This is a genomic window from Caulobacter sp. GW821-FHT11A05 (genome assembly GCF_058809015.1).
The window spans coordinates 75,158-99,403 of the sequence record NZ_JBXASF010000005.1 but is presented as its reverse complement, the minus strand read 5'-3'; the positions used below and the strand labels follow the sequence as shown (position 1 = coordinate 99,403).

Sequence of the window (24,246 nt, the reverse complement as noted above, 5' to 3'; positions counted from 1 at the left end):
GCCTAACACCGGTGTGCGAAAAAGTTCCCCCCAAAATGAGTGCGGTGGCGATCCGGGAGCCAGCAGCAAAAAGCCCCGGGTTTCCCCGGGGCTTCCGCGGTCAGGCGGCGTTGGCCAGCTTGCCGGCCAGGGCGGTGAACTCGGTCGGCATGGCCAGCACGATGGTGCTGTTATGCTCCACACCGATCTCGGTCAGGGTCTGCAATCGGCGCAGTTCCAGGGCCGCGGGGACGGAAGAGATGGCCCGGGCGGCTTCCACCAGGGTCTCGGCGGCGGCCTGTTCGCCCTGGGCCTTGATCAGCCGGGCCTTGGCCTCTCGGGTGGCCTCGGCCTCGCGGGCCAGGGCGCGCTGCATCTGCTCGGGGATGTCGAGGTCCTGCATCTCGACCGCGTCGATATGCAGGCCCCAGCCGTGGGCCGGCGGCTCCAGCAGGTCCTTGAGCAGGGCGTTCACCTGGATGCGGTTCTTCAAGAGGTTGTCGAGGTCGTGCTGGCCGATGACGTCGCGCAGGGCGGTCTCGGCGGCCTTGATCACCGCCTCGTCGCGATAGCGGACGGCGTTCACGGCCAGCGACGGATCGGCGACCTTGTACCAGATGACGGCGTTGACCCGCACCGGGACGCCGTCACGGCTGACAGTTTCCTGGGTGTCGAGGGTCTGGGTGATGACCCGGATGTCGATGCGGACCGAGCGCTCGATGAAGGGGACCAGCCAGTAGAGACCGGGCCCGCGGGTCTCGCGCAATCGCCCCAGACGGTAGACAACGGCGCGTTCGTATTCCTGATTGATGCGAAGTCCGAGGAGGGAAACGAGGCCGGCAAAGGCGGCCATGAGCAGAACGCCGGAGAAGACTCCGGCCGTGATCGAATCCACGAGGGATGCGCTCCATTGAGACGGCGTCCGTGTTTGGACGACACCGTTATTCTACATCTGATGAATTTCTGAAGTGAGGGGATCACGCCGAGTTGTTGAGTACAAAAAGGGTCCAACCTCCCTCCCCGAATGGGGAGGGCAGACGCGCGGTTACGCGCGTCGGGTGGGGAAGTCGGTCACAGGCTTTGGGTGGGGCTGCCCACTGCCCCACCCGGCCTGTCGGCCTGCCCTCCCCATTCGGGGAGGGACGGAGCCCAGCCTTCGCCCAATAGCAAAAGGGCCCGGATTGCTCCGGGCCCTTCGCTGTCTCAGCCGTGAAGCTGAAAGCTTATTCGACGATCTTCGACACGACGCCAGCGCCGACGGTGCGGCCGCCTTCGCGGATGGCGAAGCGCAGGCCCTGGTCCATGGCGATCGGGGTGATCAGCTCGACGTCCAGCTCGGCGTTGTCGCCCGGCATGATCATTTCCACGCCTTCGCGCAGCTTGATGATCCCGGTCACGTCCGTGGTCCGGAAGTAGAACTGCGGACGGTAGTTGGTGAAGAACGGGGTGTGACGGCCGCCCTCTTCCTTGGTCAGGATGTAGGCTTCGGCCACGAACTTGGTGTGCGGGGTGATCGAGCCGGGCTTGCAGAGAACCTGGCCACGCTCGACGTCTTCACGCTTGGTGCCGCGCAGCAGCACGCCGACGTTGTCGCCGGCCTGACCTTGGTCGAGCAGCTTGCGGAACATTTCCACACCGGTGCAGGTCGTCTTCTGGACGGCGCGGATGCCGACGATCTCGACTTCCTCGCCAACCTTGACGATGCCCTTTTCGATACGGCCGGTGACCACGGTGCCGCGGCCCGAGATCGAGAACACGTCTTCGACCGGCATCAGGAACGGCAGGTCCAGCGGACGGGCCGGCTGCGGGATGTAGGCGTCAACCGAGGCCATCAGGGCCAGGATGGCGTCTTCGCCGATCGCCGGGGTCTTGCCCTCGACGGCGGCCAGGGCCGAACCCTTGGTGATCGGGATGTCGTCGCCCGGGAACTGGTAGCTCGACAGAAGCTCACGAACTTCCATCTCGACCAGCTCGAGCAGCTCTTCGTCGTCGACCATGTCGACCTTGTTCATGAACACCACCAGGGCCGGCACGCCGACCTGACGGGCCAGCAGGATGTGCTCGCGGGTCTGGGGCATCGGGCCGTCGGCGGCCGAGACCACCAGGATCGCGCCGTCCATCTGGGCGGCGCCGGTGATCATGTTCTTCACGTAGTCGGCGTGGCCGGGGCAGTCGACGTGGGCGTAGTGACGGTTGGCCGTCTCATATTCCACGTGCGCGGTGTTGATGGTGATGCCGCGGGCCTTCTCTTCCGGCGCCGCGTCGATGTCGGCGTAGGACTTGGCCACGCCGCCGCTGGTCTTGGCCAGCACCATGGTGATCGCGGCCGTCAGCGTCGTCTTGCCATGGTCAACGTGACCGATGGTGCCGATGTTGCAATGCGGCTTGTTGCGTTCGAACTTTTCTTTAGCCATTTCAAGCTCCAGCCCTAATGGGCCTGTCCTCTAAAACTAGGGTTGGAAGGGTTAGGCGTACTTCTTGATCACTTCGTCGGCGACGTGTTGCGGCACCGGATCGTAGTGGTCGTACTGCATCGTGAAGGCGGCGCGGCCCTGCGACATCCCGCGAAGGGTGTTCACATAGCCGAACATGTTGGCCAGCGGCACGAAAGCGTTGACGACGATGGCGTTGCCGCGCGTGTCCTGGCCCTGGATCATGCCACGACGGCTGTTCAGATCGCCGATGACCGAGCCCAGGTAGTCTTCCGGGGTGACGACCTCGACGGCCATGATCGGCTCGAGCAGCTTGGGGGCGCCCTTTTCACGGAGCTCCTTGAAGGCGGCGCGGGCGGCGATTTCGAAGGCCAGGACCGAGGAGTCGACGTCGTGGTAAGCGCCGTCGATCAGGGTCGCCTTGAAGTCGATCAGCGGGAAGCCAGCCAGCAGGCCGTTTTCCTTCGAGGACTCCAGGCCCTTCTGGACGCCGGGGATGTATTCCTTCGGCACGTTGCCGCCGACGATGGCGCTTTCGAACACGAAGCCCGTGCCGGGTTCGCCCGGCTCGAAGACCACCTTGATGCGGGCGAACTGGCCCGTACCGCCGGTCTGCTTCTTGTGCGTGTAGTCGATCTCCGCCTTGCGGCCGAGCGATTCACGGTAGGCCACCTGCGGCGCGCCGATGTTGGCCTCGACCTTGTAGGTGCGCTTCAGGATGTCGATCTTGATGTCGAGGTGCAGCTCGCCCATGCCCTTCAGGATCGTCTGGCCCGACTCATGGTCGGTCGAGACGGTGAAGGACGGATCTTCCGAGGCCAGCTTGGCCAGGGCGACGCCCAGCTTTTCCTGGTCGGCCTTGGACTTGGGCTCGACGGCGATCTCGATGACCGGGGCCGGGAATTCCATGCGCTCAAGGATGACCGGCGACTTGTTGGGATCGCACAGGGTGTCGCCGGTGCGGGTGTCCTTCAGGCCGGCCAGGGCGACGATGTCGCCGGCGTAGGCTTCCTTGATGTCCTGGCGGTCGTTGGAGTGCATCAGCAGCATGCGCCCGACGCGTTCCTTGCGGTCGCGGGTCGAGTTCAAGAGGCCCATGCCGGTTTCCAGCTTGCCCGAGTAGATGCGGCAGAAGGTCAGCGAGCCGACGAAGGGGTCGTCCATGATCTTGAACGCCAGAACCGACAGCGGCTCGTCGTCCGAGGCGCGGCGCACGACTTCTTCTTCCGTACGGAAGTCGATGCCCTTGGTCGGCGGGATGTCCACCGGCGAGGGCAGGTAGTCGACAACGGCGTCGAGCAGGGGCTGGACGCCCTTGTTCTTGAAGGCCGAGCCGCAGAGGATCGGATAGAAGGCGCCGGTCAGCACGGCCTTGCGGATGCACTTCTTGATGATGTCGATCGAGGGCTCTTCACCGCCGAGGTAGGCTTCCATGGCCTCGTCGTCCATCTCGACGGCGTTCTCGATCATGTAGTGACGGGCGGCTTCAGCCTCGTCCTTCATGTCGGCCGGGATTTCCTCGTCGTGGAAGGTGGCGCCGACGGCGTCGTTGTCCCAGACAACGGCCTTCATGCGGACCAGGTCGACAAGGCCCTTGAGGTTGGTTTCGGAACCGATCGGCAGCTGGATCGGCACGGCCTTGGCGCCCAGGCGGTCGCGGATGCTCTCGACCGACTTGACGAAGTCGGCGCCCAGCTTGTCCATCTTGTTGACGAACACGATGCGGGGCACGCGGTACTTGTCGGCCTGGCGCCAGACGGTTTCGGTCTGCGGCTCAACGCCGGCGTTGCCGTCGAGAACGGTGACCGCGCCGTCGAGGACGCGCAGCGAGCGTTCGACTTCGATGGTGAAGTCGACGTGCCCGGGGGTGTCGATGATGTTCAGGCGCTTTTCGTTCCAGAAAGCGGTCGTCGCGGCCGACGTGATGGTGATGCCGCGTTCCTGCTCCTGGTCCATCCAGTCCATGGTGGCCGCGCCATCGTGGACTTCGCCCATCTTATGGTTCTTGCCGGTGTAGTACAGGATCCGCTCGGTCGTCGTCGTCTTGCCCGCATCGATGTGGGCCATGATTCCGAAGTTGCGGTAGTCTTCAATCTTGCTGGCGCGGGCCATGGGATATGCCTGGTGTTAGAATGAGCGGAACGGGCGGTTTGAGGTTTCAAACCGCCCGTCCCTGTAAGACCTGACGGCTGGGTGGTTACCAGCGGTAGTGGGAGAACGCTCGGTTGGCCTCGGCCATCTTGTGCGTGTCTTCGCGCTTCTTGACCGCGGTGCCGCGGTTGTTCGAAGCGTCCAGCAGTTCGCCGGCCAGCTTTTCGGTCATGGTGTTCTCGCCACGCTTGCGCGCGGCGGTGACCAGCCAGCGGATGGCCAGGGCGCGACGACGGTCCGGACGGACCTCGACCGGCACCTGGTAGGTGGCGCCGCCGACGCGGCGCGACCGGACTTCGATCGCCGGGGCGACGTTGTCGAGGGCGCCGTGGAAGGTTTCCAGGGGACCCTGGTCCTTGCGCTTGGCTTCCAGGATGTCGAAGGCGCCGTAGATGATGTTTTCGGCGACGGCTTTTTTGCCTTCGTACATAACGTAGTTCATGAATTTCGTGACGACGAGGTCACCGAACTTGGGGTCCGGCAGAACCTGGCGCTTCTCTGCGCGACGACGACGGGACATGCTATCTCTTCCTTACTTCGGGCGCTTGGCGCCGTAGTGCGAACGGCGCTGCTTGCGGTCCTTGACCCCTTGGGTATCGAGGACGCCACGCAGGATGTGGTAGCGAACGCCGGGAAGGTCCTTCACGCGGCCCCCGCGGATGAGCACGACGCTGTGCTCCTGAAGGTTGTGACCTTCACCGGGGATGTAGCAAACGGCTTCGACGCCAGTGGTCAGGCGGACCTTGGCCACCTTCCGCAGAGCCGAGTTCGGCTTCTTGGGGGTGGTGGTGTAGACGCGGGTGCAAACACCACGGCGCTGCGGGCAGCCCTTGAGGGCGGGAACCTTGTTGCGCACGGGCTTGGGTTGCCGCGGCTTACGGATCAGCTGGTTGACTGTAGGCATCTAATCTCTGTGCTCGTGGAAGCGTGTGCCTTTCGGCCGAAGCGCTTCAGGGTCCTATAGGGTTCGTCGTTCGAGACCGTTGAACGCGCAAACTCACCGGCTGCGCTGAGGCGGCCGGCGGGTCCTTGGAGTTCCTCGGGTGAGGATCCGTTAAGACCCTGCCTCGAAAGAGCGGGCTAGATACTCGCGAGACCCCCAAAGGTCAAGGGTTTGCCGACTCTTAGCCGGGCGCCCGGATTCACGGCGCGACCGGCAGATACCGGGCCAGGAACGCCTCCGTGGCCTCCAGAATCTGCAGGCGGCTGCGGGTGCTGGAAAAATAGTGGTCGTCGCCCTCCAGCACCACCGTCTGGTGCGGCACGCCGGCGTCCTTCAGAGCCTCCTGCATCAGCAGGGATTGCCTGGCGGGCACCGTGGTGTCCTGCGAGGCGTAGATCAGGAGAACCGGAGCGGTGCGCGCGCCGGCGCGACGGGCCGGGGAGGCTTCGTTGATCCGCCGCCCCTCCACCCGCGAGTCGCCGATCACGTCGCGCCAGTAGCGCAGGGTGGCGGATTCGCCGCCCGAGTAGATCTTGGCGTGGCCGAGCATGGTCTGCAGGTCGGAAACGCCGTTGGCCGAAATGGCGCAGCGGTAGCGTTCGGGCCGCATGGTGGCGCCATGCAGGGCCGCGAAGCCGCCGTAGCTGGCGCCGGCGATGCAGACGCGGGTCTTGTCCACCGCCGGATCGCTGATCGCGTCTACCGCGTCGGTCAGGTCCGACTGCATCTTGCCGCCCCATTCGTTGAAGCCGGCGGCCTGGAAGTCATAGCCGAAGCCGGTCGAGCCGCGGAACTGGGGCTTGAGCACGGCATAGCCTCTGGAGACCAGGAACTGCTCCCACCAGTCGAAGGCGAACTCGTCCCGCGCCGCCGGCCCGCCGTGCGGCATGACGATCAGCGGCGCCTTGCGGCCCGGCGGCAGGTTGGCGGGCACGGTGAGATAGGCGTTCATCGCCAGGCCGTCGGCGGCGTTGAAACTCATCCAGCTGGTCTTGCCGAGCTGGACGCCCGCCAGCTCGGGGTATTCCTCGCCCAGCGGCGAAGCCTGGTTGGTCGCCGGTTCGAACAGGAACCACATGGGCGCGGCGCCGACGGCGTCGATGCGCAGCACAATGCGGCTCATGTCGGCCGACCAGCTTTCGAAGCGGACCTCCCGGCCCTTGAAGCTGCGCGACAGCTTGGCGTGGATGGCGCCAAGCCTGGCGTCCAACCACTGATAGGCTGGCCGCTCGCCGCCACCGCTCAGGATCGCCACCGGCTGGCCCGTGCGGTCGTCCCACAGCAGATCGGCGTCGACCGCCGGCCTGGCGGGGCCAACCTCCGTCTCTGTCCCGTCGGCAAGGCGGCGGCGGACAATCCGCACGCCGGCCTCGGCGGGGCGCTGCAGATAGATGGCGTCTTCCGGGTCCGAATAGCCGAGGAAGGCGACGGCCGGGCTGATGGAGGGAGACTTGTCGATCAGGGTCCAGAGGGCGCCCCCCTTGCGGCGGGCAAAAAGGCTGGTGAAGCCCTTCTCGGCATCGAGCCTGACCCGCGATTCCCCGGCCCGGTCGACCGCAAAGGCGTAGGTGAAGACATTGCCGCGCTCGACCATCCGGCCGCTGCCGGTGGCGACATCGACCTTGTAGAGGGCGGCCACGAAGTCGTCGCCCTTGGGATTGAGACGGGTGTGGTTGTTCTGGGTGGCTTCCTGATAGTCGACGCCGAGCATGATGACGGTCGGCTTGGGCCCCTCGATGACGCCCAGGATCGGCCGGGTGGTCGCCAGGCTCGCCCAGGTGACGCCGTCCAGCAGCAGGCCCGCCATCTCGCCCTTCATGTCGAAGACGATGTCGCGCTGGAGGTTGTAGCTGTAGGTGCGGCCGTCGCTGAAGTTGGTCTTGCTGTCGAAGATCCGCACCGTGGCCACGACGTAGTCGTCGCCGGTCCAGCGGATGGACCCCACGTCGACGTCGCCGAGCGGAATCTTGACGGCGACGGCCCCGTCGATGGGGTTGATGGTGATGCTGCGGTCCGTGGCCGTACCGCCGAGAATGGCGATCTTCTGGCCGTTGGGCGAGATTTCCGCCTGCTGCACCGCCGGCAGGCGGGCGAAGGCGGCGACCGGCGGCGGGGCCGGCGCCTGGGCCAGGACCGCCGGCGGCGCGGCGAGGGCAAGGCTCAGGGCGCAGAGGCCCACGACGGCGCGAAACATTGGAAATCCCCCGGGTACGCGAACAGGCGCGGATGCGCCCGCGCCTGTCGCAACCTAGGGGGCTCAGTCGAAGATGTCGAACAGGTCGAAGCCGCCCTTCTTCTTTTTGCGGTAGTTGTAGTCCTCGTCGTAGCGGTGGCGCTTCTCGCGGTCGTCGTAGGGGTGGCTGCGGCGCCAGGCTTCCGGGTCGCGGTGGAAGGCATCCACTTCGCGACCCAGCCGCTCGCGGTCCTGGCTCAGGTCCTGCTGCTGCTCACGGCCGCCGCTGAGGATCTTCTCCAGCTCGCCGCGGTCCAGCCAGACGCCCCGGCAGGTCGGGCACATGTCGAGTTCGACGCCCTCGCGGACGACCTTCTGCATGGCGCTATTGTCGTTCGGGCACATCAACAGGGGCACGGGCTACTCCTTGAGCTCCACACTATGGGTCACCTGCAGATAGGCGCCCGCCGCACGACCGCCAGAGCAGGGACACGTTTTAGCCGCCACGACCGATCAGCGTTCATCTCGGACGAGAGGGGACGTGATCTTGGCGCAGGCGCGCAATCGAGGGCGAGACCGGCGGCGCGTGGCCGTCGTCACCACCCTGTCGGTGCTGGTCCACGTCGGCGTCTTCGCGCTGATCGGCCTGAACAGCCCAGGCGTGCGCGAGCGGCCGCCGCTGCCGGAAGAGACCATCGACATCAGCCTGTTTCCACCGATGCCGCGGCCGCGCGAACGGGCGCCCGCCGAGGCCGGTGGTTCCCCGGCCAGCGGCATCCCCCGGCGCGAGACGACCGCGCCGATGCTGCACATTCCGGCCGTCGAACCACCGTCGGAGGTCGCCCCTTCTCCCCTGCCCGCCCCGGCCCCGGCCGGCCCGGCCCCGGGCAGCGGGACCAAGGGCGGATCCGGCCGGGCGGGGACGATCTTCCCCTCGCCTGGCGAAGGGACGCGGCGGGCGTTGCGGGGGAGCTATGGCTGCGCCTATCCCGACGCGGCCGGGCTGAACCGGCGTGAGCGCGAGGCCTGCCAGGAGCGAGGCGGCAAATGGGCCCAGCAGCCCGCTGAAATCGACGCGCCGATGAGCGCCGCCAAGCGCCAGCGGTTCGACCTGGTCGCGGCCAAGCAGAGGCGGGATCGCGACTGGCGGGAGAACCCGACCATTCCAACCGGCACCAGCGAGGAGCAGGGCGCGGGCCATCCGGCCGGCGTTGGACCAGGCTCGCCGATCCACGCGCCGATCAAGACGCCGTTCTAACCCCAGGGAAGGACCGCGCGCAGGCGGGCGATCTCCGTGGCGTCGCCGGCCTGTTCGGCCCGCCACAGCCGCTCGGCCAGCACGGCGCGCTGTTCGGCCCCGAGGCGGTTCCAGTCCCAGCCGGTCTCGGGGACATCGTAGGTCCAGTCGTGCGGATGCAGGGCGTAGGAGAGCCAGCTCATCCGGCCGGTGGCGTAGTCGAGGACATGCTGCAGTTCGTGCTGCAGCAGAGCCATTGCGGCGGGTTGCGCTGAGCAATCGCGCGGGGCGCGGCCCCAGAAGATGCGGTCCCCGAGGGTGAGGACCGGCGTGTGGCCGCGCCAGAGCCACGCCAGGCGGGCGAGCGGGTACGGGGCGGCGACGATGCGCGGGAAGGCCCCGGCGGCGGTGAGGGCGTCCCACAGGCCGCCGGAGAGGGCGGCGCGCTCGGAAGTGGTCAGGGATCGGGTGACGCCGGGGGTCATGATCGAGACATAGCGCAAGACCAACGGTTTCAACCTCCCTCCCCTTTATGGGGAGGGACAGCGGGGCGAAGCCCCGCAGGGTGGGGAAGTCAGGTTCAAGCAGAGACGGCGGAAGGTCTTGGGTTCCAGGACGGTTGGCTCTGGGTGGGCTGCATCCGACTTCCCCACCCTGACGGCTTCGCCGTCTGTCCCTCCCCATAAAGGGGAGGGAGCGCGCTCCAGCGGGTCATCGCCCCCAAACGAAAACGGCCCGGGATTGCTCCCGGGCCGTCTCGATACTCCTGGTCCGTCCGATTACTCGGCCGGGACCTCGTCGGCGATCTCGACGGGCAGCGGCTCCATGGCCGCTTCACGCGAGGCGGCCAGCTGTTCGTCACGCTTGGTGGCGATCTTCTGCAGGTTCCGCAGGTAGGAGCCCGTACCCGCCGGGATGAGCCGGCCGACGATGACGTTTTCCTTGAGGCCTTCGAGGGTGTCGACCTTGCCGTGGACCGAGGCGTCCGTGAGCACCCGGGTCGTTTCCTGGAAGGAAGCGGCCGAGATGAACGAACGGGTCTGCAGCGAGGCCTTGGTGATGCCCAGCAGAACCGGCTGGGTGATCGCCGGGCGGCCGCCGCGGGCTTCGGTCTTGGCGTTCTCGATGTCGAATTCCGACTTGTCGAGGTGGTCGCCCTTGATGAGGCCGGTGTCGCCGGGCTCGAGGATTTCCACCTTCTGCAGCATCTGGCGAACGATCACCTCGATGTGCTTGTCGTTAATCGGCACGCCCTGCAGGCGGTAGACTTCCTGGATTTCGTTGACCAGGAAGTTGGCCAGCTCCTCGATGCCCAGGATGCGCAGGATGTCGTGCGGATCGGGGTTGCCATCGATGATGTACTCGCCCTTGCGCACCACGTCGCCGTCATGGACCGCAATGTGCTTGCCCTTGGGGATGAGGAACTCGACGGGTTCGCCGCCATCCTCCGGCGTGATCTTGATCCGGCGCTTGTTCTTGTAGTCGCGCCCGAACTCGACCCGGCCGTCCATCTCGGCGATGACCGCGCAATCCTTCGGACGGCGGGCTTCGAACAGCTCGGCAACACGCGGCAGACCGCCGGTGATGTCGCGCGTCTTGGCGCCTTCCGTGGGGATGCGGGCGATGATTTCGCCAGGCTTCACCTCGTCGCCGTCAGCCACCGACAGAATGGCGCCGACCGACAGCAGGTAGCGGGACTCACCGCCGGCGGCGAGGCGCTTGTAGGCGCCGTCTTCGCCGAGCACCGCGAGCGCCGGACGCAGGTCCGTGCCCTTGGAGCCGGTGCGCCAGTCGCTGACGACGCGCTGGGCGATACCCGTCGCTTCGTCGGTTTCCTCGCGGACCGAGAAGCCCTCGACCAGATCCTCGGCGCGGATCTTGCCGCCGACCTCGGTGATGATCGGGGTGGTGTAGGGGTCCCATTCAGCGAGGCGTTGGCCGCGCTTGATCTTGTCGCCGTCCTTGACCTTCAGACGCGCGCCGTACGGCGGCTTGTAGGACTCGCGGTCCTTGCCGTCGACCAGCACGGTCAGGGCGACGTTGCGGCTCATGACCACGAACTCGCCGTCGGCGGCCTTAACGATCGGGCCCGCCACGCGAACGACACCGTCGGTGCCGGCCTCGAAGAAGGACTGCTCGGCCACCTGGGCCGTGCCGCCGATGTGGAAGGTCCGCATGGTCAGCTGGGTGCCGGGCTCGCCGATGGATTGGGCGGCGATGACGCCGACCGCTTCACCGATGTTGACCGGAGTCCCGCGGGCCAGGTCGCGGCCGTAGCAGGCCCCGCAGGCGCCGATCTTGGCTTCACAGGTCAGGGCCGAACGCACCTTCACCGATTGCACGCCGGCCTTTTCGATCAGGTCGGCCATGTCCTCGACGAGGTAGGTGTCGGCGGGGATGATGACCTCGCCGCTGTTCGGGTCCTTGATGTCCTCGGCCGAGAAGCGGCCCAGGACACGCAGGCCGAGCGAGACCAGCACGTCGCCGCCGTCGACCACGGCCCGCAGGGTGATGCCCCGGGTGGTGCCGCAGTCTTCTTCGGTGATGATGCTGTCCTGCGCGACGTCGACCAGACGACGGGTCAGGTAACCCGAGTTGGCGGTCTTCAGCGCGGTGTCGGCCAGGCCCTTACGGGCGCCGTGGGTGGAGTTGAAGTACTCCTGGACGGTCAGGCCTTCCTTGAAGTTCGAGATGATCGGCGTCTCGATGATCTCGCCGGAGGGCTTGGCCATAAGCCCGCGCATCCCGCCCAGCTGCTTCATCTGGGCCTGCGAGCCACGGGCGCCGGAGTGGGCCATCATGTAGATGGAGTTGATCTCCAGCTCGCGGCCGTCAGGACCCTTCTTGGCGGTCGAGATCTCGCCCATCATGGCGTCGGCCACCAGGTCGGTGGACTTGGCCCAGGCGTCGACGACCTTGTTGTACTTCTCGCCCTTGGTGATCAGGCCGTCAGCGTACTGCTGCTCGTATTCTTCGACGAGCTTGCGGGTGTCGTTGACGATGGTGACCTTGGAGGCCGGGATGATGATGTCGTCCTTGCCGAAGGAGATGCCGGCCTTGGCCGCTTCCTTGAAGCCCAGACCCATCATCTGGTCGGCGAAGATGACCGTCGCCTTCTGGCCGCAGTGGCGATAGACCACGTCGATCAGGTTGCCGATCTCCTTCTTGGTCAGCGCCTTGGCGATGAGCCGGTGGCCGATGGCCGGGTGATGCGGCAGCAGGGCGGCGATCTTCATCCGGCCCGGGGTGGTTTCGATCAGGCTGCGGACCACGACGCCGTCGGCGTTGGATTCGCTGAAGCGGGCCTTGATCTTGGAGTGCAGCGTCACGACGCCGGCCCCGAGGGCGGCTTCGATTTCGCCGAGGTCAGCGAAGATCTTGCCTTCGCCCGGCTCCCCTTCCCGCGATTGCGAGAGGTAGTAGAGGCCCAGCACGATATCCTGCGACGGCACGATGATCGGGCGGCCGTTGGCGGGGCTGAGGATGTTGTTGGTCGACATCATCAGCACGCGCGCTTCCAGCTGGGCTTCCAGCGAGAGCGGGACGTGCACGGCCATCTGGTCGCCGTCGAAGTCGGCGTTGAAGGCGGCACAGACCAGCGGGTGCAGCTGGATGGCCTTGCCTTCGATCAGCTTGGGCTCGAACGCCTGGATGCCCAGACGGTGAAGGGTGGGCGCGCGGTTCAGGAGAACCGGGTGCTCACGGATCACTTCTTCCAGGATGTCCCAGACCTGCGGCTGTTCGCGCTCGACCATGCGCTTGGACTGCTTGACGGTGCCCGAAAGGCCCTTGGCGTCCAGACGCGAGTAGATGAACGGCTTGAACAGCTCCAGCGCCATCTTCTTGGGCAGGCCGCACTCGTGCAGCTTCAGCTCGGGACCGACGACGATGACCGAACGGCCCGAGTAGTCGACGCGCTTGCCCAGCAGGTTCTGGCGGAAGCGGCCCTGCTTGCCCTTCAGCATGTCGGCGAGGGACTTCAGCGGGCGCTTGTTGGCGCCGGTGATGACCCGGCCGCGGCGGCCGTTGTCGAACAGGGCGTCCACCGACTCCTGCAGCATCCGCTTTTCGTTGCGGATGATGATGTCGGGGGCGCGCAGCTCGATGAGGCGCTTCAGGCGGTTGTTACGGTTGATGACCCGGCGGTAGAGGTCGTTCAGGTCGGAGGTCGCGAAACGACCACCGTCCAGCGGCACCAGCGGGCGCAGTTCCGGCGGAATGACCGGCACGACCGTCAGGATCATCCACTCCGGCTTGTTGCCGGACTCGATGAAGGCCTCGATGATCTTCAGGCGCTTGGAGGCCTTCTTCTGCTTGATCTCGGAGGTGGCTACGGCCAGCTCCTCGCGCAGACGCTCGGCTTCCTTGGGCAGGTCGATGCCCTTGAGCAGGCCGAAGATGGCCTCGGCGCCGATCTCGGCGCTGAAGCTGTCGTCGCCGAACTCGTCCTGGAAGCGCATGAACTCGTCCTCGCTGAGCAGCTGGTGCTGCTTCAGCGGGGTGAGGCCCGGCTCGGTGATGATGTAGTGCTCGAAGTAGAGGACCCGCTCGATGTCCTTCAGCGGCATGTCCAGCATCATGGCGATGCGGCTGGGCAGCGACTTCAGGAACCAGATGTGGGCGACCGGGCTGGCCAGTTCGATGTGGCCCATCCGCTCGCGACGGACGCGGGCCAGGGTGACCTCGACGCCGCACTTTTCGCAGATGATGCCCTTGTACTTCATGCGCTTGTACTTGCCGCACAGGCATTCGTAGTCCTTGGTCGGGCCAAAGATACGGGCGCAGAACAGGCCGTCACGCTCGGGCTTGAACGTGCGGTAGTTGATGGTTTCCGGCTTCTTGATCTCGCCGAACGACCAGCTGCGGATCTTCTCCGGGCTGGCGAGCGCGATACGGATCTGGTCGAAGGTCGGAGCGGCCTGGACCGGATTGAAGATGTTCAGGACTTCCTGGTTCATCATTGCCTCATTGCGGGGCGAACCCGCGAAAAATTTGAAGGGGATCAGGGAAGAGCCGGGCGGCGATCACGCCGCCCGGAATGTTCCGATCACCCGTTCTCCAGCTCGACGTTGAGGCCGAGCGACCGCATTTCCTTGACCAGCACGTTGAAGCTTTCCGGAATGCCGGCCTCGAAGGTGTCGTCGCCGCGGACGATGCTTTCGTAGACCTTGGTCCGTCCGGCCACGTCGTCGGACTTCACCGTCAGCATTTCCTGCAGGGTGTAGGCGGCGCCGTAGGCTTCGAGCGCCCACACCTCCATTTCCCCGAAGCGCTGACCGCCGAACTGGGCCTTGCCGCCCAGCGGCTGCTGGGTGACCAGGCTGTAGGGGCCGATCGAGCGGGCGTGGATCTTGTCGTCGACCAGGTGGTGCAGCTTCAGCATGTAGATGTAGCCGACCGTGACCGGACGCTTGAACTGGTCGCCGGTCTGGCCGTCGAACAGGATCGACTGACCCGAACGCGCCAGGCCCGCCGATTCCAGCAGGTCCTCGATATCGCCGATGTGGGCGCCGTCGAAGACCGGGGTGGCGAACGGCACGCCCTTGGAGAGGTTGCGGGCCAGTTCGACCAGCTCTTCCTCTTCCTCGGGCAGCGGCACGTCGGGGCCGTAGATCTCGCCCAGGCGTTCCTGCAGGGCCTTCTTCTGACCGCCCTGTTGCCAGGCCTCCAGAAGCGCGGCGATCTGCTTGCCGAGGCCGGCCGAAGCCCAGCCCAGGTGGGTCTCGAAGATCTGACCGACGTTCATGCGCGAGGGCACGCCCAGCGGGTTCAGCACCACGTCGACGGCGGTGCCGTCGGCCAGGTGAGGCATGTCCTCGATCGGCAGGATCTTGGAGATGACCCCCTTGTTGCCGTGACGGCCGGCCATCTTGTCGCCGGGCTGAAGCTTGCGCTTCACGGCCACGAAGACCTTGACCATCTTCATCACGCCCGGGGGCAGTTCGTCGCCGCGCTGCAGCTTGTCGACCTTGTCCTCGAAGCGACGGTCGAGACGCTTGCGAGCCTCGTCGAACTGGCGGCGCAGGGCCTCCAGCTCGCCCATGGCCTTCTCGTCGTCGAGCGCGATCTGCCACCACAGGCCGGGCGCGATTTCGCCCAGCTTGTCGGCGGTGACTTCGCCGCGGCCCAGGCCCTTGGGACCGGAGACGGCGACCTTGCCGGTGATCAGCTCGCGCAGACGCGCGGTCATGTTGCGGTTCAGGATGGCGAACTCGTCGTCGCGGTCCTTGCCCAGGCGGTCGATTTCCGACCGCTCGATGGCCAGGGCGCGTTCGTCCTTGTCGACGCCGTGCCGGTTGAACACGCGGACCTCGACGACCGTGCCGGCGACGCCCGGGGGCAGGCGCAGGCTGGTGTCGCGAACATCGGAGGCCTTTTCACCGAAGATGGCGCGGAGGAGCTTTTCTTCCGGCGTCATCGGGCTCTCGCCCTTCGGGGTCACCTTGCCGACCAGGATGTCGCCCGGCATGACCTCGGCGCCGATGGCCACGATGCCCGCTTCGTCCATGTTGCGAAGGGCTTCTTCGCCGACGTTGGGGATGTCGCGGGTGATCTCTTCCGGGCCCAGCTTGGTGTCGCGGGCCATGACTTCGAACTCCTCGATGTGGATCGAGGTGAAGACGTCATCGCGCACGATGCGCTCGGAGATCAGGATCGAGTCTTCGAAGTTGTAGCCGTTCCAGGGCATGAAGGCGACGAGGGCGTTGCGGCCCAGAGCCAGTTCACCAAGGTCGGTGGACGGGCCGTCGGCGATGATGTCGCCGGCGTTGATCTTGTCGCCCACCCGCACCAGCGGACGCTGGTTGATGCAGGTGTTCTGGTTGGAACGCTGGAACTTCGACAGGCGGTAGATGTCGACGCCCGGCTTGGTGGGGTCGGTTTCGTTGGTGGCGCGCAGGACGATACGCGTGCCGTCGATCTGTTCGACCACGCCGGTGCGGCGGGCGATGACCACGGCGCCGGAATCGCGGGCCACGACGTCTTCCATGCCGGTGCCCACCAGCGGGGCGTCGGACTGGACGAGCGGCACGGCCTGACGCTGCATGTTCGAACCCATCAGGGCGCGGTTGGCGTCATCGTTTTCCAGGAAGGGGATCAGGGCGGCGGCGACCGAGACGACCTGCTTGGGCGAAACGTCCATCAGGTCGACGTCGGCCCGTTGCAGCAGGCCCGGTTCGCCGTTGGTCCGGCCGGGGACCAGGTCATCGGTGATGGCCCCATCGGTGATGCCGATGTTGGCCTGGGCGATGACATGCTTGGCCTCTTCCATGGCCGACATGTAGACGACCTCTTCCTGAGGCCGACCGTCGAGCACGCGGCGGTAGGGGCTTTCGATGAAGCCGTACTTGTTGATCCGCGCGTGGGTGGCAAGCGAGTTGATCAGGCCGATGTTCGGGCCTTCCGGCGTTTCAATCGGGCAGATGCGGCCGTAGTGGGTCGGGTGAACGTCGCGGACTTCGAAGCCGGCGCGTTCCCGCGTCAGACCACCCGGGCCAAGCGCCGAGAGACGGCGCTTGTGGGTGATTTCCGACAGCGGGTTGGTCTGGTCCATGAACTGCGACAGCTGCGAGGAGCCGAAGAATTCACGCACCGCCGCCGCGGCCGGCTTGGCGTTGATCAGGTCGTGCGGCATGACCGTGTCGATATCGACGCTGCTCATGCGCTCCTTGATGGCGCGTTCCATGCGCAGCAGGCCGACGCGGTACTGGTTTTCCAAGAGTTCGCCGACCGAACGGACCCGGCGGTTGCCGAGGTTGTCGATGTCGTCGATTTCGCCGCGGCCATCGCGCAGGCCGACCAGGACCTTGAGGACTTCCAGGACGTCTTCCTTGCGCAGCACACGCAGGTCGTCCTCGGTCTGTTGCTCCAGGCGCATGTTCATCTTCACGCGGCCGACCGAGGAGAGGTCGTAGCGTTCCGAATCGAAGAACAGCGACTTGAACATCGCCTCGGCGGCTTCCACCGTCGGCGGCTCACCCGGGCGCATGACCCGGTAGATGTCGAACAGGGCGTCCTCGCGGGTGACGTTCTTGTCGACCCGGACGGTGTTGCGCATGTAGGCGCCGACCGTGATGTGGTCGATGTCGAGCACGTCGATGGTGGCCAGGCCCTGGGCTTCCAGGACTTCGATCACGGTCGGGTCCAGCTCGTCGCCGGCCTCGGCGTAGATCTCGCCGGTTTCGTAGTTGACGGCGTCACGGGCCAGGTAGCGGCCGGTCAGGGCCTCCGGACCGAGCAGCAGGGTCTTCAGACCGCCGTCGGCCAGCTTCTTGGCGTTACGGGCGGAGATCTTGGTGCCGGCCGGAGCCACTTCCTCGCCGGTGTCGGCGTCGATCAGCGGGAATTCCGGCTTCACACCGCGCCAGCGCTCGGCCTTGTACGGGGTGGCCCAGCCTTCGGCGGCGCCGGTGCGCTTTTCGAAGGGGACGACGTCGTAGAAGGTGGTGAGGATCTCTTCCCCATCCATGCCCAGCGCCATCAGGAAGGTGGAGGCGGGCAGCTTACGGCGGCGGTCGATACGGACGTAGACGATGTCCTTGGCGTCGAACTCGAAGTCGAGCCAGGAGCCGCGGTACGGGATCACCCGGGCGGCGAACAGCAGCTTGCCGGACGAGTGGGTCTTGCCCTTGTCGTGGTCGAAGAACACGCCGGGCGAACGGTGCATCTGCGAGACGATGACCCGCTCGGTGCCGTTGACGATGAACGTGCCCTTGTCCGTCATGAGCGGGATGTCGCCCATGTAGACGTCTTGTTCCTTGATGTCCTTGACCGACTTGGCGCCGGTCTCTTCTTCCATCTCGAACACGATCAGGCGCAGCTTGACCTTCAGCGGCGCGGCGAAGGTCATGTCGCGCTGGATGCATTCCTCGACGTCGTACTTGGGCTCTTCGAACTCGTACGAGACGTACTCGAGCACGGCGCGCTCGTTGAAGTCCTTGATCGGGAAGACCGACTTGAAGACGGCCTCGACGCCCTGGTCGCGGCGGTCCGCGTGGCGGACTTCGCGCTGGAGGAACTGTTCGTAGGAAGACCGCTGAACCTCGATGAGGTTCGGCATCTGCACGGCTTCGGGGATACGACCGAACGACTTGCGGATCCGCTTCTTGCCGGTGAAGGAGTGCGCCATGTTTTTCCCTGCGGGCGCGGGGAGGTCCCCACGCGTAGAATGTCCTTCGCGTCCACCCTCGGCGCGATGCGCCGGACGCTGACAGGCCCCGTATCGCCGGGACCGCCCTTCGCATCGGTCCGCAGGGTGGGCGGTCCGGCCATCGGGCATAGGCGCGCGCGAGATCGCATCTCAAATAAAGACGGAAATTTCGCGAGACGGGCGAGATAAGGCAAATCCACAGCGAATGGAAGGGGGAAGCGGAAGTTAATTTGACTTTTTCAAACGCCGGGGTTCCAGCCGCTTCGATAGCGGCCCGACGACCGACCTTGCCTGCCGGGCGCGGTCGTCTTCATATGCCGTCCCAGTCTGGTTGTTACAGAGTTCCTCTCCCTATGCGCAGCGCCCTACTCGCCGCCGTCGCCGCCGTCGCCGCCGTCGTGATGGCCGGCCCGGTCTTCGCCCAGCCCCAGCTTCTGCCCTTCGAAACCACCGTCCCGGTCGCCAGGGACGTCCCCTACCCCGGGACCATGAAGCTGGTCGTCGACGCCACCGATCTGGACCGCCGGATCATGACGGTGAAGCAGACCATTCCCGTGGCCGGGCCCGGGCCGATGGTGCTGCTCTATCCCGAATGGCTGCCGGGCAAGCACGGGCCGCGCGGCGAGCTGGAGAAGGTGGCGGGCCTGAAGATCACCGCCGGGGGCAAGACCCTGGCCTGGCGGCGCGACCCGGTCGAGGTCTTCGCCCTGCACATCGATGTGCCGGCCGGGGCCAAGCAGGTCGAGCTCAGCTTCCAGTTCCTGTCGGCCACCGCCGCCGACCAGGGCCGCATCGTCATGACGCGCGAGATGCTGAACCTGCAGTGGAATTCGACCGCCTTCTATCCGGCCGGCTGGTTCACCCGGCAGATCCCCGTCGAGGCCACCGCCATCCTGCCCGAAGGCTGGGGCTACGGCGTGGCGCTCGATACGGCCTCGAGCAAGGGCGGCACCCACGTCTTCAAAACCGTCAGCTTCGAGACCCTGGTCGATTCGCCGATGTTCGCCGGCCGCTACTATCGTCAGTTCGACCTCGATCCGGGCGGCCGCAGCCCGGTGAAGCTGAACATCGTCGCCGACCGGCCCGAGCTCCTGGAGGCCAGCGAAGAGCAGCTGAAGCTGCACCGCAATCTGGTGGTCCAGGCCGATCGGCTGTTCGGGGCCCGCCACTATGACCGCTACGACTTCCTGCTGGCCCTGACCGACCGGATGGGCGGCATCGGGCTGGAGCATCATCGCTCCAGCGAGAACAGCCGCGATCCGGAATACTTCACCGGCTGGGACAAGAATGTCGCGGGCCGGGGGCTGCTGCCCCACGAGTACACTCACAGCTGGAACGGCAAGTTCCGGCGCGGCGCCGATCTGTGGACCCCCGACTACGCCACCCCGATGCGCGACAGCCTGATGTGGGTCTATGAGGGCCAGACCCAGTTCTGGGGCGTGATCCTCACGGCCCGTTCGGGCCTGGTCACCCGCGAGCAGGCGCTCGACGACCTGGCGATGACGGCGGCGGCCTATGACGCCCGGGTCGGCCGCCAGTGGCGCGACATCGCCGACACCACCAACGATCCGATCATCAGCGCCCGCAAGCCCAAGGGCTGGCTCAGCTGGCAGCGCAATGAGGACTATTATACCGACGGCCTGCTGGTCTGGCTGGACGCCGACAGCCTGATCCGCGAGCGCACCGGCGGCAGGAAGTCGCTGGACGATTTCGCCAGGGCCTTCTTCGGCGGCGACGACGGCTCGTATGTGCCGAAGACCTATGTCTTTGAGGACGTAGTGGCGACACTCAACGCCGTCACCCCCTACGACTGGGCGACCTTCCTCAGGGAGCGCATCGAGGGCCGCGGCCGGCCGGCCCCGCTGGACGGTTTCAAACGCGGCGGCTGGAAGCTGGTCTATGCCGAGACCCCGTCCGCCTACCAGAAGGCGGCCGACACGGCGACCAAGCGCCACGACTTCACCTATTCGGTGGGCCTCAACCTCAAACCCACGGGCGAGATCCAGGGCGTGCAGTGGGACGGTCCGGCCTTCAAACAGGGCCTGGCCGTCGGCGGGGTCGTCGTCGCGGTCGATGGAGAGGCCTACAGCGACACCCGGCTGAAAGCGGCGATCACCGGGGCCAAGGGCGGCAAGAAGCCCATCCAGCTGATCGTCAAGGACGGCGACCGCTACCGCATCATCGACATCACCTGGAACGGCGGGCTGCGCTATCCGAAGCTGGAGCGGATCGAGGGGACGCCCGATCGGCTCGGCGACCTCCTCAGCGCCAAATAGAAAAAGGGCCCGCGGATCGCTCCGCGGGCCCTTCTCTTTTCGAACAGCAAGCGCTGGTTCGAAGCTTACTTCACCTGGACGGTGGCGCCGGCTTCGGTCAGCTTCTTGGCGATCTCTTCGGCGGTTTGCTTGGAGACGTTTTCGACGACGTTCTGCGGAGCGCCTTCGACCAGGTCCTTGGCTTCCTTCAGGCCGAGGTCCGGACGGACGCCGCGGACTTCCTTGATCACGTTGATTTTCTTGTCGCCACCGGCGGTCAGAACAACGGTGAACTCGGTTTGCTCTTCAACGGCTTCAACCGGGCCGGCGGCGACCGGGCCGGCGGCCATGGCGACCGGAGCGGCGGCGGAGACGCCCCACTTTTCTTCCAGCAGCTTGGAGAGCTCAGCGGCTTCCAGGACGGTCAGGGCCGACAGTTCGTCAGCGATCTTTTCAAGCTTCGACATTTTCAGTTCCTAAGGTGTGCCCTTGCGGGGATGAGAGGTTCTTGCGGAGATGACTTGCGGTTACGCGGCGTCTTTGGTGGCGTAGGCGTTGAACACCCGCGCCAGCTGACCAGCCGGGGCCGCCAGAACGCCGGCGACCTTGGTCGCGGGAGCCTGGATGAGCCCGATGATCTTGCCACGCAGCTGGTCGAGCGACGGCAGGGCGGCGAGCGCCTTGACCCCGGTCTCGTCCAGCATGGTCGCACCCATCATGCCGCCGATAACGACGAGCTTGTCGTTTTCCTTGGCGTACTGGGTGATGACCTTGGCGGCGGACACCGGATCGGCCGCATAGGCCACGGCGACCGGGCCGGTGAACAGGCTGACGCCCGCTTCCGAATCCGAACCCGCCAGGGCTTTGATGGCCAGGGTGTTCTTCACCACCTGAAACTTGGCGCCTTCTTCACGAAGGCGGCCACGCAGTGCAGTCATTTCCGCAACGGTCAGACCCTTGTTGTGGGTCACGACCACGGCGCCGGCGTCGGCGAACACGCCCTTGAGCGTGTCGATCGTCGCCTGCTTTTGAGCGCGGTCCATTGCGGTCTCCTACTCGGATGACGACCGGTTTCCCGGCCGCCGGTCATGGCTGTCGGCAAGGGCAAGCCCAGGCTCTCAACCGTCTAAAACTGTCCGAAGGAAGCAGCGGACCCGCTCGCGGCTCATCGCTGAGGCCGGCGCGAAATCTCGACTGTCATCCCCGTCTCCGAACGGTCAGGAAGGGCTCTTCCTGGATAAAGGCTGTGGTGACCCCACCGCCCCGCTGTTCACGGACAGGCGCCGCCCATGGACGAGTCCATCGACGGAAGCCGGCGCGTATAGGGGAAGATCGGCGCAAACGCAACAGGGCCGGCGGGTTTCAGCCCAGCTGGTCGATCCGCCGCTCAAGGTTCCGCATCACCTGGGCGAACCGCTCGCCGCCGGCGTCGTCCCAGCCCAGGTAGCGCAGGGCCACCGGCCGGGCGATGCTGAAGGCCGACAGGCTGGAGATCATCAGCAGGGCCTCGATGCGGGCCGCCTCGCGGTCCAGACCGCCGGCCAGGCCGATCAAGTAGCCGATCAGGTCGACGCCCGGGGCCCAGACCTGCTCATAGAGGATGGCGAAGGCGGGGCCCGGCTCGGCCATCTCGCGCAGGACAAAGCCGGTCCAGGCCTCGGCCTCGCGGGTCTCGACCATCTGGCCGGCCAGGGCCCCGACCACGATCTTCAGGGCGGCCCGCGCCTGGTCCGGCCGGTGACGGGCCTCCAGCAAGGCCTGGGCCTCACCGATGGGGCCCAGCATGCGGGCCCGGTAGCGTTCGACGATCTCCTCGGCGCAGGCGAGATAGAGCCCCTCCTTGCCGCCGAAATAGTATTTCAGGGCCGGCAGGTTGACCCCGGCCGCTTCAGCGATCTGGCGGGTGGTGGCGCCCTTGAAGCCGCCCTCGCCAAAGGCCGCCAGCGCCGCCTCGAGGATACGCAGGCGCGCGGCCTCGCCTTTGGCATAGCCGCTGGGGGCGTAGCCGCCCGGAATGTCCCTCAGCTGTCCCTCGATCCTCGACATGCGACCGGTATGCCATCGCCTTGCCAGCAAGGCTATCGGGCGATACTGAGATGAACCATATCAGACGATACATTTTCGCCTGGAGCGCCGCCATGCTGGACATGACCTCCTACCTCGGCTGGAAGATCGACTTCACCAGCCCGCCGGGCGAAGCGGCGCTGGCCCATCCGGGTTCGGTGCAGTGGCGCGTCTATAAGAACCCCATCGCCCTGGCCATCGGCGGGGTGGCCGCCGTGCTGCTGGAGTTCGCCGACGCCCGCATCCGCTCAGGCGTCTGGGACCACTCGACCTACAAGGCCGATCCGGTCGGCCGCTCCAAGCGCACCGGCGTCGCCGCCATGGTCGGCTGCTACGGCCCGGCCAGCGCTGCCCGGCGGGTGATTCAGGGGGTCAGCAACATGCACGCCCGGGTCAACGGCGAGACCCCAAGCGGCGAGGCCTACCGGGCGCTGGACCCCGAACTGCTCGACTGGGTGTCGGCGACGGCGGCTTACGGCTTCCTGACCGCCTATGACCGCTTCGTCTCGCCGGTCTCCGAGGCCGACAAGGGCCGCTACTACCGCGAGGGCGCGCCGATCGCCGCCCTCTATGGCGTCCAGAACCCGATCGGCTCGACCGAAGACTTCATGCTGATGATGGACAGGCTCAGCCCGCGCTTCGAGGCCCACCCCATCGTCGATGAGTTCCTGGCCATCATCACCTCGGGCCAGGCCGCGCCGTCCGTGCCGAAGTTCCTGCACCGCGCCCTGGCCCGCGCCTCGGTCTCCCTGCTGCCGCCGGTGGTGCGCAAGGCCCTGAAGCTGGGCCGTGAGTGGGACCTGGGGCCCGCCGACATCATCGCCCTGAAACTGGCCGGACGACTGGCCGAGAAGGTGGCGCCGCCCAACGCGCCGCACACCCAGGCCTGCGTGCGGATGGGGCTGCCGGCTGATTTTCTTTATCGCAAGCCAGAGGTGCAGCAGCGGCTGCTGCGCGAGGCGGGGCTGGCGGAACGAGAGGCCGCCTGAGGCCGTTAACCATCCAAGCCCTTAGTTTTTCCACATTTTATCCACAAGGTGCTGGAAGAGCTCGACTAGAGAGTGTATTTGAATATCAGTGGTCGGCGAATTCCGGTCACTTTTCAACCAGACGGCGCAAAAGCGGCAGCTCTGGTTCGATAGGTTCCACCATGTTCCACGATACCCGTGAACTCGAAGCTGCGGTCTGGCGGGCGTACGACGCCAAGCGCCTGCGCCGGTTCCGCCCCGAGCCCCTGCCCACCGCCCGCGGCGAGCATGCCCGCATGCTGGCCATCGCCGCCGCCCGCCGGCTGCGCGCCGTCGAGCGCGTCTGCGAAGCGCGTCCCGAGGACGCCGACTACTGGAAGGCCGTGGCCCCCTCCGCCCTTGGCCGGGCCCGCGACTGGCGGAACGCCGACGGCTTCGCCGGCCTGCCGGGTTAGGCCCAGGCCGGCGTCTTCATCGTCAGGGCCCGGCGCACTCGGCCGACCAGGTCCTGGCGCGACTGTTCCATCAGGATCACCGGCAACTGGGCCAGCCCCGGGACGGCCCGGATCATCCGCAGAAGTTCCTGTCCCGACAGGCCGGGCATGTCGGCGTCCAGCAGCACCACGTCGGGCCGGCCGCGGTCGATCAGGCCAAGGGCGCCGCGCGGATCGTCGGTGGCGCTGACGCGATAGCCGGCCTGTTCGAGGACGTCGGCCGCGGCCTCGGTCATCAGGGCGGAATCGTCGATCACCAGGACGTGGGACGCGGGCACTTCAGAGCCCTCCTCGAGCCAAAGATATCGCCGATATTTCGCGCCCGGGCTGGTTAACCGCGCCTTTCCGGACGCCCGACCGCGCCGCTTGGCCGCACCCCCGAACGCAGACGGGGGGGGGGGG

At 66.4% G+C, this 24,246-nt stretch carries 18 protein-coding genes; 4 read left to right on the top strand and 14 right to left on the bottom strand.

The features are described 5' to 3' along the window. Nucleotides 1–100: 100 nt before the first annotated feature. From AC1RSK_RS09370 to AC1RSK_RS09340, 7 genes are all read right to left on the bottom strand, one after another. Entirely contained in the window at nucleotides 101–874 is a 774-nt protein-coding gene (locus tag AC1RSK_RS09370; RefSeq protein WP_492907232.1) for an SPFH domain-containing protein, read from the bottom strand. A 328-nt stretch (nucleotides 875–1,202) separates the two neighbouring features. Further along, the gene (gene tuf, locus AC1RSK_RS09365) at nucleotides 1,203–2,393 is read right to left on the bottom strand and encodes an elongation factor Tu (protein ID WP_492907231.1); all 1,191 of its coding nucleotides are present in this window, start codon (nucleotides 2,391–2,393) and stop codon (nucleotides 1,203–1,205) included. Between the two features lie 51 nt (nucleotides 2,394–2,444). Next, a complete protein-coding gene (gene fusA / locus AC1RSK_RS09360) occupies nucleotides 2,445–4,523 on the bottom strand; it encodes an elongation factor G (protein ID WP_492907230.1) in 2,079 nt (692 codons plus the stop codon). An 85-nt stretch (nucleotides 4,524–4,608) separates the two neighbouring features. Continuing rightward, nucleotides 4,609–5,082, bottom strand: coding sequence for a 30S ribosomal protein S7 (gene rpsG, locus AC1RSK_RS09355; protein ID WP_271067894.1), 474 nt, complete (start codon nucleotides 5,080–5,082; stop codon nucleotides 4,609–4,611). 12 nt (nucleotides 5,083–5,094) lie between these two features. Then, on the bottom strand, nucleotides 5,095–5,466 hold the full coding sequence (gene rpsL, locus AC1RSK_RS09350; protein WP_166573533.1) for a 30S ribosomal protein S12: 372 nt from the start codon (nucleotides 5,464–5,466) through the stop codon (nucleotides 5,095–5,097). 238 nt (nucleotides 5,467–5,704) lie between these two features. Continuing rightward, nucleotides 5,705–7,699 (bottom strand): alpha/beta hydrolase family protein, encoded by a 1,995-nt coding sequence (locus AC1RSK_RS09345; RefSeq protein WP_492907229.1) that lies wholly within the window; start codon nucleotides 7,697–7,699, stop codon nucleotides 5,705–5,707. A 63-nt stretch (nucleotides 7,700–7,762) separates the two neighbouring features. Further along, nucleotides 7,763–8,095, bottom strand: coding sequence for a TFIIB-type zinc ribbon-containing protein (locus AC1RSK_RS09340; RefSeq protein WP_492907228.1), 333 nt, complete (start codon nucleotides 8,093–8,095; stop codon nucleotides 7,763–7,765). A 169-nt stretch (nucleotides 8,096–8,264) separates the two neighbouring features. Here AC1RSK_RS09340 and AC1RSK_RS09335 point away from each other — a divergent pair, with 169 nt between their 5' ends. Next, on the top strand, nucleotides 8,265–8,936 hold the full coding sequence (locus AC1RSK_RS09335; protein ID WP_492907227.1) for a hypothetical protein: 672 nt from the start codon (nucleotides 8,265–8,267) through the stop codon (nucleotides 8,934–8,936). Here AC1RSK_RS09335 and AC1RSK_RS09330 read toward each other — a convergent pair. From AC1RSK_RS09330 to rpoB, 3 genes are all read right to left on the bottom strand, one after another. Next, a complete protein-coding gene (locus AC1RSK_RS09330) occupies nucleotides 8,933–9,433 on the bottom strand; it encodes a hypothetical protein (RefSeq protein ID WP_492907226.1) in 501 nt (166 codons plus the stop codon). The genes AC1RSK_RS09335 and AC1RSK_RS09330 overlap by 4 nt on opposite strands. A 261-nt stretch (nucleotides 9,434–9,694) precedes the next feature. Further along, nucleotides 9,695–13,873 carry a DNA-directed RNA polymerase subunit beta' gene (rpoC, locus tag AC1RSK_RS09325; protein ID WP_492907225.1) on the bottom strand — a complete coding sequence of 1,393 codons (4,179 nt, stop codon included), beginning with the start codon at nucleotides 13,871–13,873 and terminating at the stop codon, nucleotides 9,695–9,697. A gap of 89 nt (nucleotides 13,874–13,962) precedes the next feature. Further along, complete coding sequence (gene rpoB, locus AC1RSK_RS09320) at nucleotides 13,963–18,042, bottom strand: DNA-directed RNA polymerase subunit beta (protein ID WP_492907224.1); 4,080 nt, start codon at nucleotides 18,040–18,042, stop codon at nucleotides 13,963–13,965. A 374-nt stretch (nucleotides 18,043–18,416) separates the two neighbouring features. On the opposite strand from rpoB, the gene AC1RSK_RS09315 reads away from it, so the two are divergent. Beyond that, on the top strand, nucleotides 18,417–20,339 hold the full coding sequence (locus tag AC1RSK_RS09315) for a M61 family metallopeptidase (protein ID WP_492907223.1): 1,923 nt from the start codon (nucleotides 18,417–18,419) through the stop codon (nucleotides 20,337–20,339). Between the two features lie 65 nt (nucleotides 20,340–20,404). On the opposite strand, the gene rplL is transcribed toward AC1RSK_RS09315, so the two are convergent. The 3 genes from rplL to AC1RSK_RS09300 form a co-directional block, all read right to left on the bottom strand. Further along, nucleotides 20,405–20,785 carry a 50S ribosomal protein L7/L12 gene (gene rplL / locus AC1RSK_RS09310; RefSeq protein WP_492907222.1) on the bottom strand — a complete coding sequence of 127 codons (381 nt, stop codon included), beginning with the start codon at nucleotides 20,783–20,785 and terminating at the stop codon, nucleotides 20,405–20,407. Nucleotides 20,786–20,845: 60 nt separating this feature from the next. Beyond that, nucleotides 20,846–21,361 carry a 50S ribosomal protein L10 gene (gene rplJ / locus AC1RSK_RS09305; RefSeq protein ID WP_492907221.1) on the bottom strand — a complete coding sequence of 172 codons (516 nt, stop codon included), beginning with the start codon at nucleotides 21,359–21,361 and terminating at the stop codon, nucleotides 20,846–20,848. 319 nt (nucleotides 21,362–21,680) lie between these two features. Beyond that, nucleotides 21,681–22,364: a CerR family C-terminal domain-containing protein gene (locus AC1RSK_RS09300; RefSeq protein WP_492907220.1), complete on the bottom strand. Its 684-nt coding sequence runs from the start codon at nucleotides 22,362–22,364 to the stop codon at nucleotides 21,681–21,683. Nucleotides 22,365–22,456: 92 nt separating this feature from the next. Between AC1RSK_RS09300 and AC1RSK_RS09295 the strand changes: the two genes are divergently transcribed. Continuing rightward, the gene (locus AC1RSK_RS09295; RefSeq protein ID WP_492907219.1) at nucleotides 22,457–23,371 is read left to right on the top strand and encodes an oxygenase MpaB family protein; all 915 of its coding nucleotides are present in this window, start codon (nucleotides 22,457–22,459) and stop codon (nucleotides 23,369–23,371) included. Nucleotides 23,372–23,532: 161 nt separating this feature from the next. Further along, the gene (locus tag AC1RSK_RS09290; protein ID WP_492907218.1) at nucleotides 23,533–23,805 is read left to right on the top strand and encodes a hypothetical protein; all 273 of its coding nucleotides are present in this window, start codon (nucleotides 23,533–23,535) and stop codon (nucleotides 23,803–23,805) included. Here the strand turns inward: AC1RSK_RS09290 and AC1RSK_RS09285 are convergent. Continuing rightward, nucleotides 23,802–24,122 carry a response regulator gene (locus AC1RSK_RS09285; protein ID WP_492907217.1) on the bottom strand — a complete coding sequence of 107 codons (321 nt, stop codon included), beginning with the start codon at nucleotides 24,120–24,122 and terminating at the stop codon, nucleotides 23,802–23,804. The two genes, AC1RSK_RS09290 and AC1RSK_RS09285, sit on opposite strands and share 4 nt — an antisense overlap. Between the last annotated feature and the right edge of the window lie 124 nt (nucleotides 24,123–24,246).